The 12,256-nt window shown below is 65.8% G+C and carries 10 protein-coding genes; 5 read left to right on the forward strand and 5 right to left on the reverse strand.

From position 1 onward, the window contains the following. Window positions 1–61 precede the first annotated feature (61 nt). The 3 genes from IC762_RS00050 to IC762_RS00060 form a co-directional block, all read right to left on the reverse strand. Window positions 62–1,489: a serine hydrolase domain-containing protein gene (locus tag IC762_RS00050; RefSeq protein ID WP_195786640.1), complete on the reverse strand. Its 1,428-nt coding sequence runs from the start codon at window positions 1,487–1,489 to the stop codon at window positions 62–64. 326 nt (window positions 1,490–1,815) lie between these two features. Continuing rightward, complete coding sequence (locus tag IC762_RS00055; RefSeq protein ID WP_195786641.1) at window positions 1,816–2,910, reverse strand: AraC family transcriptional regulator; 1,095 nt, start codon at window positions 2,908–2,910, stop codon at window positions 1,816–1,818. Between the two features lie 33 nt (window positions 2,911–2,943). Beyond that, on the reverse strand, window positions 2,944–3,525 hold the full coding sequence (locus IC762_RS00060) for a GNAT family N-acetyltransferase (protein WP_246801377.1): 582 nt from the start codon (window positions 3,523–3,525) through the stop codon (window positions 2,944–2,946). 203 nt (window positions 3,526–3,728) lie between these two features. Between IC762_RS00060 and IC762_RS00065 the strand changes: the two genes are divergently transcribed. From IC762_RS00065 to IC762_RS00080, 4 genes are all read left to right on the forward strand, one after another. Continuing rightward, the gene (locus IC762_RS00065; RefSeq protein WP_195786642.1) at window positions 3,729–4,646 is read left to right on the forward strand and encodes a pirin family protein; all 918 of its coding nucleotides are present in this window, start codon (window positions 3,729–3,731) and stop codon (window positions 4,644–4,646) included. A gap of 73 nt (window positions 4,647–4,719) precedes the next feature. Further along, entirely contained in the window at window positions 4,720–5,634 is a 915-nt protein-coding gene (locus IC762_RS00070; protein WP_195786643.1) for a phosphoribosylaminoimidazolesuccinocarboxamide synthase, read from the forward strand. A 181-nt stretch (window positions 5,635–5,815) separates the two neighbouring features. Next, window positions 5,816–6,622, forward strand: a complete 807-nt coding sequence (locus IC762_RS00075; RefSeq protein WP_195786644.1) for a crotonase/enoyl-CoA hydratase family protein — start codon at window positions 5,816–5,818, stop codon at window positions 6,620–6,622. Between the two features lie 161 nt (window positions 6,623–6,783). Continuing rightward, window positions 6,784–8,982 (forward strand): SLC26A/SulP transporter family protein, encoded by a 2,199-nt coding sequence (locus tag IC762_RS00080; RefSeq protein WP_195786645.1) that lies wholly within the window; start codon window positions 6,784–6,786, stop codon window positions 8,980–8,982. 49 nt (window positions 8,983–9,031) lie between these two features. Here the strand turns inward: IC762_RS00080 and IC762_RS00085 are convergent, their stop codons facing one another. Continuing rightward, window positions 9,032–10,402 carry an NAD(P)/FAD-dependent oxidoreductase gene (locus tag IC762_RS00085; RefSeq protein WP_195786646.1) on the reverse strand — a complete coding sequence of 457 codons (1,371 nt, stop codon included), beginning with the start codon at window positions 10,400–10,402 and terminating at the stop codon, window positions 9,032–9,034. 82 nt (window positions 10,403–10,484) lie between these two features. After that, window positions 10,485–11,180 carry a GntR family transcriptional regulator gene (locus tag IC762_RS00090; protein WP_195786647.1) on the reverse strand — a complete coding sequence of 232 codons (696 nt, stop codon included), beginning with the start codon at window positions 11,178–11,180 and terminating at the stop codon, window positions 10,485–10,487. A gap of 142 nt (window positions 11,181–11,322) precedes the next feature. Here IC762_RS00090 and IC762_RS00095 point away from each other — a divergent pair, with 142 nt between their 5' ends. Then, window positions 11,323–12,222 carry a transporter substrate-binding domain-containing protein gene (locus tag IC762_RS00095; protein WP_195786648.1) on the forward strand — a complete coding sequence of 300 codons (900 nt, stop codon included), beginning with the start codon at window positions 11,323–11,325 and terminating at the stop codon, window positions 12,220–12,222. Window positions 12,223–12,256: the final 34 nt, after the last annotated feature.

The raw sequence follows: 12,256 nt of genomic DNA on the forward strand, positions 1-12,256 counted from the left end.
CCCGGCCTGCGCCGGGACGACACTGCGCTAATTGCGCTGCTTCCCGCTGCACGCGGCACTCTCAATTGCTTCCGGCAAGCTTCGCCTTGCCCGAGGTCGCGGCGACGACGTCGCGGACCAGGTCGAACACGCCGTCGGCTTCCGGCGGTGCGTTGGGCGAGCGTCCGAGGCGGACGATGACGAGGCGCTGCGACGGCACGATCACGACATATTGCCCGATCGTGCCCTTGGCGAAAAAGGCATCGCGCGGCCAGCCGCGGGCGACGCGATACGATGCGCCAAAGCTGTCGCCGAGATCGGTCCAGAAGCCGGCGCTGTAGCCGACCCAGGCGTTTGGCGTCGGCGATGCGGAATATGTCACCCAGCCTTCGGGCAGGATGCGCTTGCCGCCGGCCACGCCGTCATCAAGATAGAGCTGGCCGAAGCGCGCCCAGTCGCGCGCGCTTGCCATCATCTGGCTCGAACCTTCCGGCGTTCCCGCGGCATCGAACTGCATCACGACATTGCGCATGCCGAGCGGATCGAACAATTCGCGACGCGCGAAGCGCATCACGTCGGCGGCATGGCCGCCGGTTGCGTTGCGGATCAGATGCGAGAGGATGATGAAATTGCCGTCATGGTAATTCCAGACGCGACCGGGCGCGCTCTCCAGCGGAAAGCTTTCGGCGAAGGCCGCCATGTCGGATTCCATGAACTTCATCCGGTTGACCGGCTCCAGCGCCGAGCCCAGCGACGCCTGCAGCGAGCTGCCGAGCGCGAGCCCCGCGGTATGGCGCAGCAGATGATCGACCGTGATCGCGTGGCGCGGATCGGCGGGATCCTGCCAGGCCGCGATCGGCACCGGCTGATCGCGCGTGAGCTTGCCGTCGCGCACCAGGATTCCGATCAGTGCCGAGATCACCGATTTGGTCGCGGAGAAGCCGAGCAGCGGCGTGTCGGTACCGATGCCGTCGGCGTAGCGCTCGGCGACGATGCGGCCATCCTTCATCACCACAACAGCGCGGGTGTGACGGAACGGCGGCTCTGCCGGCTCGGCGAACGCGCGATCGAGCGCGGCGGCGAGTTGCGGGCTTCGCGGCGCGACCTCCGCGGGGCCGGCGATCTCGGGCAGCAGCGCGGGCTGCGGCGTCGCGGGCGACAACGGGCCATCGGCAAATGCCTCGCCATGATCGAGCGTGCAGCCGAGCCCGTCGCGATAGACCGCATGGCTGCGGCCGAGGCCGAACAGTGTGACGGTGACGTCCCTGGCGTTGCGATCGACGTCGGTGCGCATCGCCCAGGTGATCAGGCCAGCTCCCGGCATCGCCTCCATGGTCTCGGTGAGATTGCGCGTCGGCTCCAGCCCGCTGACGAAGGTCTCGGAGCAGAGGATGTTGGCGACGAAGCCGGTCGCCACTTTCGGCACGTCGTGGGCGCGAGCGGCAGACCACGCCAGCGCACCGAGCGCTGAGGTGGCGGCAAGGATGAGAATGAGCTTTCGACGGGTCACGGTGTCCTCCGGCATGGCGCGATGGGCGCGTGGCCGGAGGAAGCAGGACCGGGGCGGGAGCGCTCGCCGGATTTCGAAATCGGGCTGGTCGAAGCTTGGACGGGGCTCGCCGAATCTGAAATTGTCCAGCGATCCCAATGATCAAGCCCGCAAGCTGGGACGTTCGCCTCGTGCGGTGAGCACTTCGCTCAGGCTCCCTCCCCCCTTGCGGGGGAGGGTTGGGGAGAGGGGTGAGCCCCGCGCGAGATGATTGTTGGAACGGCTGCTTTGCAGTTCGCGCCGCGTCGTCGAACGCAATTGAGACCGCCCGAGGAGTACCCCTCTCCCTAACCCTCCCCCACAAGGGGGGAGGGAACCCTGCCGCCTGTGAGTCCCTCACGTCGTCGCCGATACTCCGTCGGCGTCACACCTGTCGTCGCCTTGAAGGCGCGGTTGAAGGGGCCGAGGGACTGGAAACCGGCGTCCATGGCGATGGTGATAACGGGGACTTCGGCCTGCGTGGGATCGGCGAGCGCGGCCTTCGCTTCCTCGATGCGGTGGTTGTTGAGGAAGACGTTGAAGTTGCGATAGCCCAGCCGCTGGTTGATCAGCCGGCGCAGCCGGTATTCCGGGATCTTCAGCCGGGTCGCCAGCGTGCCGATGGTGATGTTGTCATGGCGGTAGATGCGTTCATCCGCCATCAGCCGCGTCAGGGCGTCGACCAGTCGCTGGTCGGCCACCTCCTCGGCCGCGACCGGCTCGGCCGGCGCGACAATTTCGGCTGGCGCGGCGAACAGGTCGGCACCGTCGACGCGCATCATGGCCCTGGCGATCGCGGCGACGATGCCGGCCAACGCCGCGGCGTTGAGCGTGTTGGCCCAGTCCGATGCGATGCCGCTGCCGGCGATCGCGATCTGGAGCAGCGCGTTCAGACCGCCATAAAGTGCGGACGCGGCGACGATGAAGACGCGGACGCGACGGCGCCGCTCGACGAGATCCGCCGACCATGACGCGATGGTTTGCGTCACGGCCAGCGCGATGAAGACCAGCACCAGCAGATTGACTGCGACGATCGCAGTTCGTGCATGGCCGCCGGGCGCGAACCACAGGCAATTGACGAAGCTGAATGCGACAACCGCGATCCAGACCAGGCCATGCCACCAGCGCAGGGTGAAGGCATCATCGAACAGCGCACGGGTGAACAGCCAGAACACCACGATGTTGCCGGTGGAGAGCGCGATCAGCGGCGCGTGCCAGGCTGCGATCGCCGGTGTCGCGCCGATCGAGAAGGTCACCGCATGCGCCGCCGAGCCGAGCGCGAAGGCCGTGGCGAGCCGGCCCGTGAGCACGTTGCGGAAATCGGAGTAGAGCGTGGCCGCAAGCACCAGCAGCAGCGCCACGGTGGCACTGCGCAGGCAGAGTTCGGTTGCGGCCAATGTCATCGAGCCGAACAATCGTCGGTCAGCCGGGGTTTTTCAAGGCTGATCGCGCCGCCAGCGTTCGCGCTGCGTCACCCAGATATCGACAATGTCGCCCTCGAGCTCGCCCGGGCCCTCATTCACCGCGCCGAGCCGCCGCGCCACCGCCTGCGAGGCGACGTTGACCGGATCGATGCAATGGATGATGCGGTCGACCGTGAAATTGGCAAACACATGGTCGATTGCGGCACGGGCCGCTTCCACCGCATAGCCGCGGCCGCGATACGCCTTGGCGATGCCCCAGCCGACCTCGAAACCCGGCCAGCCCGGCGGACAATAAGGACCGACACGGCCGATGTAGCGGCCGGAGGATTTCTCTTCGACCGCGAACATGCCGAAGCCGTGCAGCGCCCAGTGGCCGGCGATGACGGCCGCATTGCGCCAGCCCTTCAGCTCCGACGTGACCGGCTGATGATCGGGCGTGATGAAGCGTGCAGTCTCGGGATCGGACAGCATCGCGGTGTTGTCAGCGACATCAGATGCGCGCCACGGCCGCAGGATCAGCCGCGCGGTCTCGATCACGGGACCGTCGACTGTCAGCAGTCGTGCGCCGGGCTTGATCAGAGAAACCATCGACATCCCCGGTTTCCAGGATTGCTCTCTGTCGTCCTGGCCTAGTGCGCAATTGCGCACGGGGGCCGGGACCCATTACCACAGGAGCACGTTGTCGGGCTGGCTGTGGCCCCAGCCTTCGTAACACAAACATTTGTGGTTATGGGTCCCCGCCTTCGCCAGGACGACGAATGAGGTATGATCGATGCAAACCTCGAAGGAGTCATACCATGAGCTGGCAGCCCTCGACCGATCCCGAACTCGGCGATCCCACAACCTGCGATGCGCTGGAGCTGATCATCGTGCCGCGCACCCGCGATCTCGGCGATGGCTTTGCGGTGCGCCGCGCGCTGCCGCATGGCAAGCGGCAGATGGTCGGGCCTTTCATCTTCTTCGACCATTTCGGGCCGGTGCAGTATCTCGCCGGCAAGGGCATGGACGTGCGGCCGCATCCGCATATCGGGCTTGCCACCGTCACCTACCTGTTCGACGGCAGCATCATGCATCGCGACAGCGAGGGCAATGTGCAGGAGATCCAGCCCGGCGCGATGAACCTGATGACCGCTGGCCGCGGCATCGCGCATTCCGAGCGCACCCCCGACGTCAAGCGCCGCGACGGCCAGACCATGCTCGGCCTGCAAAGCTGGATCGCGCTGCCGGCGGGCAAGGAAGAGATCGCGCCGTCGTTCCAGCACTACGCCGCAGGCGACCTGCCCATGATCACCGAGCGCGACTTCACTGCGCGCGTGATCGCGGGCTCCGCCTTCGGCATCGCCTCGCCGGTCTCCATGGTGTCGCCCTGGTTCTACACCGAGGTGACGGCGCAGGCCGGCACAAGCGTGCCGCTCGATCCCGATCATGAGGAGCGCGCGATCTATCTGGTCGACGGCGAGGTCGAGATCGCGAACGAACGTTATGAGGGGCCGCGGCTCCTGATCTTCCGGCCGGGCGACCGCATCACCGTCAAGACATTACGGCCGACCCGGATGATGTTCCTGGGCGGCGACGCGCTGGAAGGGCCGCGCCACATCTGGTGGAATTTCGTCTCCTCTTCCAAGGAGCGGATCGAGCAGGCCAAACAGGACTGGAAAACCGGGCGATTTGCCGCGGTTCCGCAGGAACACGAGTTCATTCCGCTGCCGGAGTGAGCTATCTCCTGATCAGGCTCTCTGCCGCCCGCGCGAGATGTGCGGGCGCGCTGCGTTTTCGAAAGATCATGTCATGACTGCGATGCTCTCCAGCGACTTGCCCCTGCCCCGGATCGGCCGCGGCAAGGTGCGCGATATCTATGCCGTCGGCGAGGACCGCGTGCTGCTCTTGACCACCGACCGCATCTCGGCGTTCGACGTGGTGATGGCGGAGACCATCCCGATGAAGGGCGCGGTGCTGACCCAGATCAGCGCCTGGTGGTTTCGGCAGCTCGAAGGCACCGTGCCGCATCACATGATCAGCGCCGATGCCGACGAGATCATCCGCGCGGTGCCCGAGTTGAAGAACCATCGCACCGATATCCTGGGCCGTGCGATGCTGTGCAAGCGGACCACCGTATTCCCGATCGAATGCGTGATCCGCGGCTATATCTCCGGCTCGGCGTGGAAGGAATACGCCGCCGAGGGCACGCTCGCCGGCGAGAGGCTGCCGGCGGGACTGGTGGAGAGCGAGAAGCTCGCGCCCGCGATCTTCAGCCCGGCGACCAAGGCCGAGACCGGCCATGACGAGAACATCACGGTGGCCCGCGTGCGCGAGATCGTCGGTGCCGACGTCGCCGCGACGCTGGAGAAGATGGCGCGCGATGTCTATGGCTACGGCGAGCAGACCAGCCGCGCCCGCGGCATCATCATCGCCGACACCAAATTCGAATTCGGCCGCGACAAGGACGGCCGCATCATCCTGATCGACGAGGTGATGACGCCGGACAGTTCGCGCTTCTGGGCGCTCGACGCCTACAGACCCGGCCGACCGCAGCCAAGCTTCGACAAGCAGCCGCTGCGCGACTATCTCGACACCGAGCGCAAAGCCGGCCGCTGGAACGGCGACGCGCCGGCCCCGGCGCTGCCGGCGAGCGTGGTGGACGCGACCAGCAAGCGGTATCTGGAAGCGTTCCGGCGGGTGACGGGAAGCGAGCTGAAAGTTTAACGCTATCGTAGCGTCGGGTGGGCAAGGGAGCACAGCGACGTGCCCACCATCCATGGCGTGCTCGCGATGGTGGGCACGCTGCGCTTTGCCCACCCGGAATTGCGCGCGAGGTGACGGCATTGCGCCGAACTCACCTCTGATCCACTCTCTGGGCAGAACAACAACACCCAGGGAGCGCCCCATGTCCGAACCTGATGCCGTGCTCATCGAGCGCGACGGCCCGATCACCATCGTCTCCATCAACCGTCCGCATTGCCGCAACGCCGTCGACGGCTTAACCGCGCGCAAATTGTATGACGCGTTCCTTGCCTTCGATGCCGACGCCAGTACGTCGGTCGCCGTGTTCACCGGCACCGGCGGCACCTTCTGCGCCGGCGCCGACCTGAAGGCGGTGGCGGCTGGCGATCCCGAGAAGAAGCGCGAGCTCGGCGGTCACACCACGATCGCGCCGATGGGACCGAGCCGGCTGCGGTTGACAAAGCCTGTGATCGCCGCGGTCGAGGGTTTTGCGGTCGCCGGCGGCATGGAGCTCGCGTTGTGGGCCGACATGCGCCTCGTCGCCGAAGATGCGACCTTCGGCGTGTTCTGCCGCCGCTTCGGGGTGCCGCTGATCGACCTCGGCACCATCCGCCTGCCGCGGCTGATCGGCCATTCGCAGGCGATCGATCTGATCCTCACCGGGCGTCCGGTCGCAGGTCCCGAGGCGCACCGCATCGGGCTCGCCAACCGGCTGGTGCCGAAGGGCGAGACACGCGCGCACGCGATCGCGCTGGCAAAAGACATCGCGCGCTTCCCGCAAAACTGCATGCGCGCCGATCGGCTGTCGGCGCTGCGGCAGTGGGATCTCGAGGAGGAAGACGCGATCAAAAACGAGATGCGCGGCGGTCTCGACGTGATCGCGTCGGGTGAGACGCTGTCGGGCGCGACACGCTTTGCATCCGGCGTCGGCCGCCACGGCGCGTTCGGCAATGAGGCCGGCAACGGCTGAGTTCCCTCGATCACGGCTCGCCCTCGCGGGAGCAATCAAGGGCGACGACGCGTCGTGGAACCGCGCCGTGCGCGTGTTGAGAATGCGTTTCGCAAAAATCCTGTTGTCGCTTGGTGCCGTGGTCGTCTACGACTGTGGCGACATTTTCAGGACTCCTTTTTGTGATCAGTCGTTCGTTCTATGTCGGCTCGCGGGCGCGGCGAGCCGTCAATGATATTCTGGGCGGGGGCGCGGCGAGCGTCCTCAGCATCACATTCGGCCTCTCTTACGCGTTGCTCATCTTCGCCGGCCCGCTGTCGCCCTATCTGTCGTACGGCGTCGCCGCGACCTTCATCTCGTCCGCGGTGCTCGCGACCTTCATTGCGCTTGGCAGCTCACTGCCTTTCGCAATCGGCGGACCGGACAGTTCCACCGCTGCGGTGACGGGACTCCTGACCGCCTCGCTCGCCGAGCGGATCAGCGCAGCCAACCCCTCCGCACCGCTGCTCGCGCCGGTGCTGATCACGCTCGGGCTCTCGACCATCGTCACGGGCCTCGTGATGTGCGGCCTTGGCCTGACGCGAATGGGCCGTGCGATCCGTTATGTCCCCTACCCCGTGGTCGGCGGATTCCTCGGCGCGACCGGATTGCTGATCGTGCTCGGCGCGATCAGGGTGATCACCGGCCACACCGTGCAGTTGAGCACGGCGCCGCTGTTTGAGAACATCATCACCGCCTCCGAACTGAGTGCAGCCGGCGCCATGGCGCTGGTGCTGTACCTGACCTGGCATCGATCGAGAACCCCGCTCGGCCTCCCGATCATCCTGATCGGCGGCGTCATCGTCGCGCATCTTGCGTTCTGGATCATCGGCCTCACGCCCGAGGAGGCCCAGGCCACCGGCTGGACGTTCCAGTCGCCGCCGACCTCGACTTTCATGCTGCCCTGGCATGTCGAGGAACTGGCGCGCTACCCGTGGCCGATGGTTCCCGACCTGCTCGGCAACCTGATCGCGGTCGTCTTCGTGACCGCCGCCTCGACCCTGTTCAACACCACCGGCGTCGAGGTGGCCGTGCACCGTGAGGCCAACCTGGAGCGCGAGCTCAACGTCACTGGCTTTGCCAATATCCTGACCGGCGCGCTGGCTGGTTATGCCGGCTGCACTTCGATCAGCCGCACCATCCTCAACTTCTCCAGCGGCGGACGCGGTCGCCTGTCCGGATTGACGGTGGCCGCAGCGTCGCTGCTGATGCTCGCCGTGGCGCCGGATTTGCTGGGCTTCATGCCGAAATTCGTGCTCGGCGGCCTGCTGCTCTATCTCGGCGCCGACCAGCTGCACAAATGGATCATCGAGTCGCGCAAGCGGCTGTCGCAGACCGAATATCTGTCGCTGCTGGCGATCATCGCCATCATCGTGATCTGGGGATTCGTGCCGGGCATCCTGATCGGCATCATCATCGGCTGTGCAACCTTTGCACTCAGCGCGTCACGAGTCGAGGCGATCAAATACAGTTTCGACGGCTCGGAGTATCGCTCGTCGCTCGACCGCTCGCGCGACGACCAGGAGGTGCTGCTGGCGCATGGCGGCCAGATCCGCGGGCTCAATCTGCAGAGCTATCTGTTCTTCGGCTCCGCCAACCGGCTGTATCAGCACGTCAAGGCGCTGTTGCAGCGGCATCCCGAGTGCCGCTATCTGCTGTTCGACTTCAAGCTCGTCACCGGCATCGATTCCTCGGCCGCCTACAGTTTCGCCCAGATCAAGCGCAGCGCGCATGACGTCGGCGTCGAGCTGGTGCTGGTGCATCTGCCTTCGGCCGCCGAGAAGGTGCTGCGCTCCGGCGACTTCATCGCCGAGGGCGTCACTGTGATCGGGGAGCTCGATCACGCCCTGGAATGGTGCGAGAACGAGATCATCTCCCAGCATCAGGGGCGCGCCCAGGAAGAGGCCGACCTGCACGGCTGGTTCACGCGGATCCTCGGCAGCGAGCGCGATGCCGACGAGCTGATCCGCCGCTGCCAGCGCATCGAGGTCGACGCCGGCGAGATCATCGTGCGCGCCGGCGATGCCGCCGATTCCATGCTTTTCATCCTCGACGGCCGCGTCGGCGTCATGGTGCCCGCCGAAGACGAGCGTTCCACACGGGTGCGCAGCCTCGGCCGCTACACCACGATCGGCGAGATGGGCCTGGTCTCGCATTCACCGCGCAGCGCGACGATCCAGGCCGAGGTGGCAAGCGTGCTCTATGTGCTCAACACCCATCAGTTCACGGCGATCAAGGACGAAGATCCCGAGCTCAGCCACAAGCTGCTGACGTACTTCGTCTCCGTGATGGCCGAACGGCTCACCTTCGCCAGCCGGACGATTGCGGTGCTGCGAAGGTAACGACCGCGTAGCCCGGATGCAGCGAAGCGTAATCCGGACTACGAGATCATCACAGCAAACCGCGGCTCGCGGTCGCTTCCAATTCATCCATCAGCGCCTTGTCCTGATAGCGCGCGAGCGAGAGGCTGCGGGCAAATTCCGGGACGGGCGTGCCGGCGACGGCGCGGGCGCACAGATCGCCCGTCGCGCAGGCGCCCATGGTGCCGTAGCCGGAGAGCGCGGCCGCCAGGAAAACGCCCGGCGTTGCCGCCGCGCCGATCAGCGGCCAGTTCTCCTTCGTCATCGGATAATAGCCACCGTAATGCACGCGATCGCGCGGCAGCGCGCCGAGGTAGCGCGCGAGCTTCGGCTGCAGCCGGCTCGCCGCGCGCAGCACCACTTCGGGGAAATAGGGATTGAGCTCCGGCTCGCGCAGCGGCGCGGTCGTGGTCTCTTCATTGAACGCCCAGCCGAGCTTGATCCACTCGCCCTGATCGCCGCCGTCGGGCCGGCAATGGATGCTGCCCGGCATCGGCTGCAACAGACCGGCGAATTCCGGCGCCGCGGCGAGCGCCTCGCGCTCGTCGTCGGACCAGGCCAGCGTCTGGCCGTCGAGATCGATCGCAAACGGCATCGCCCGATCAACGGCGCGGTTGCGGTCGGCGAAGGCGATCTTCTGTTGCAGCACGTTGACGATCGGCAGCGCTTCGCCATGCATCGCCGCGACCTGCGCGGCGAACGGCCCTGCGGCATTGACGATGATGTCGGCCTTGATGCTCTGCCTCGTCCCATCGGCCAGCACATCGACGGTGAAGCGGTCAGCCTTGGCGATGCCGACGACCTTGGCCTGCTGAAACTGCGCGCCGAGCGGCCGTATCGTCTCCAGCATGTATTGGCCGAGCTGCTGGCCGCTGATATCGCCGGCCCGACGGATGTGCAGGGCGGTGGCGACCTCGTTGTCGAACGCCGGGTAATGCTTCTGGATCAACTCGCGGCCGAGCAGCACGTCGACGCCGTCGGGCGCGCTCTGCCAATCCGCCGACAGCGGCGGCTGGTAGCCGCGGCTCGATCCTTCGTGCAGGCGGATCAGCTTCGCGGCCTGCGCGCCATAGCCGGCGTGCAATTGCTGCAGCAGCGCCTCGGGCCGCGCCTCGCGCGTGACGAGAAGATAGCCGCGCCGCGTCATGTGGATGCGATTGTCAGTCGCCCGCGCGATCTGCTCCATCAGGTCGGTGGAGTGGTTGGTGAAGTCGGCCATAGTCGGATGCGGCCACCAGTTGCGGTAGTTCTCGCCCGACTGTGCCGAGGTCAGCGCCATCGGCTGCCCTTCGTCGACGATCAGGACGCGCGAACGCTTGTGCTGGACCGCGAGATAATAGGCCGTGGCGATGCCGACGATGCCGGCACCGATCACCAGGATGTCGACGTCATTGCTTTTCACACGCACACTCCTGCATCCCGCGGGACGCCAACGATTGTCTCACTGGATATTGTCTCATCGGACATTGTCTCATCGAACCTGATCAGCTTTCCGCAGTCGCATCGCGCACGGCCTGGCGCTGCGCCGAGCGCAGCGTCTTCTGCGTCTCCTCGATATGCTCGCGGAGCAGGCGGACGGCCTTCTTCGCCTCGCCATCGCGGCACAGTTCGAGCAGCCGGTAATGCTCGCGCTGCGGCCGCTCCTTGCCGGTCGCCTGCGACACCAGCGCCCGCGTGAAGCGACTGACATGGCCGTAATTCGCCTCGATCATGCTGAGCAGGCGCGGACGATTGCACGGCGCGTAAAGCGTGGCGTGGAATTTCCAGTTGAAGGCGCCCCATTGCGCCGGATCGGGCTCCGCGTCGTAGGCGCGCAGGATTTTGGTCGCTGCGTCGAGATCGATCTCGCCCATCGCGGGGATCGCCAGCCGCAGCGCATGGCATTCCAGCGCGACGCGGATTTCGAGCAGCTCGATCACCTCGTCGATCGACAGATCGGAGACGACCGCACCGCGATTGGGCTGGATCGTCACGAAGCCCTCGACTTCCAACTGCCGCAGCGCTTCGCGCACCGGAATGCGGCTGGTCCCGAACCGCTCCGCCAGTTCGTCCTGGCGCAATTGCGATCCGGGCACCAGTTCGCCCGAGCTGATCGCACGCCGCAGCGCCTCGCGCACGGCGTCGGGCGCGGAGCCGTGCGCGCCGACCCCTCGGCTGCCTGTCGCGGTTCCAGGTCCCATCCGGTTTCTCTCCCTGCGTGGCACGGGCCATGAGCATCCAATACGTAACCAATTGTATAAAATCGATTTGCCGATTATGCAATGCTGTGTATAAAATCGATCATTATCGTATCCATTCCTTGCCGACATCCGGAGCATCTCGATGAGCCAATCTACCAAGCGGTTGATTTACCTGGCTTTTATGGCCACGCTGGCAGTATTACCGGCGCGCGCTCAGTCGCCCGGCGGCACGCTGGCAAAGATCCGTGATCTCGGCGCAATCACGCTCGGGCACCGCGACGTCTCGGTGCCGTTCTCCTATCTCGACGACAACCAGAAGCCGGTCGGCTTCGCGATGGACCTCTGCGCCAAGATCGTCGACGCCGTGAAGACCGAGCTCAAGCTGCCGGCGCTGCAGACCAGATTGCAGCCGATCCAGCTCTCGACCCAGATCCCGCTGATCGAGAACGGCACCATCGACATCGTCTGCGGCCCCGCCACCAACACGCTGGAGCGGCAGAAGGTGGTCGCCTTCAGCGACACCATCTTCGTCTCCAGCATCCGCGCCGTGGTGCGCAAGGATGCGCCGATCAAGACCTTCGAGGACCTCAAGGACCGGCCGGTCTCGTTGACCTCGGGCTCGACCTCGATCGGGCTCTTGAGCGCGCGCGCCCAGGAGAAGAATTTCCAGACCAAGAACATCCTGACGCCGGATCACGGCGCATCGTTCCTGGCGTTGACCACCGGGCGCAGCGAAGCCTTCATCATGGACGACATCCTGCTCGCGAGCCTGATCGCCAACAGCACCAACCCGTCCGATTGGCGCATCATCGACGACAGCCTGCGCACCGAGCCCTACGGCCTGATCATCCGCAAGGGCGATCCGGAGTTCAAGGCGCTGGTCGACAAGAGGCTGACCGCGATGATGAAGGGCGGTGAATTCCAGGAGCTTTACACAAAATGGTTCATGCGGCCGATCCCGCCGAAGAACGTGAACCTGAATTTTCCAATGACCGCGCCGCTGAAGGACGCCGTCGCCAATCCGAACGACAAGGGCGTGTGACGGCCGGTCGACGGCGCGCTTGATGCCGCGCATG

Source organism: Bradyrhizobium genosp. L, from assembly GCF_015624485.1.
Lineage (GTDB): Bacteria > Pseudomonadota > Alphaproteobacteria > Rhizobiales > Xanthobacteraceae > Bradyrhizobium.

Excerpts from the sequence above, each read along its gene's own strand:
- IC762_RS00055 (WP_195786641.1), bottom strand. The coding sequence starts at position 2,910 with ATGACATTGGCCGCAACCGAACTCTGCCTGCGCAGTGCCACCGTGGCG.
- IC762_RS00060 (WP_246801377.1), bottom strand. The coding sequence starts at position 3,525 with ATGTCGATGGTTTCTCTGATCAAGCCCGGCGCACGACTGCTGACAGTC.
- IC762_RS00065 (WP_195786642.1), top strand. The coding sequence starts at position 3,729 with ATGAGCTGGCAGCCCTCGACCGATCCCGAACTCGGCGATCCCACAACC.
- IC762_RS00070 (WP_195786643.1), top strand. The coding sequence starts at position 4,720 with ATGACTGCGATGCTCTCCAGCGACTTGCCCCTGCCCCGGATCGGCCGC.
- IC762_RS00075 (WP_195786644.1), top strand. The coding sequence starts at position 5,816 with ATGTCCGAACCTGATGCCGTGCTCATCGAGCGCGACGGCCCGATCACC.
- IC762_RS00090 (WP_195786647.1), bottom strand. The coding sequence starts at position 11,180 with ATGGGACCTGGAACCGCGACAGGCAGCCGAGGGGTCGGCGCGCACGGC.
- IC762_RS00095 (WP_195786648.1), top strand. The coding sequence starts at position 11,323 with ATGAGCCAATCTACCAAGCGGTTGATTTACCTGGCTTTTATGGCCACG.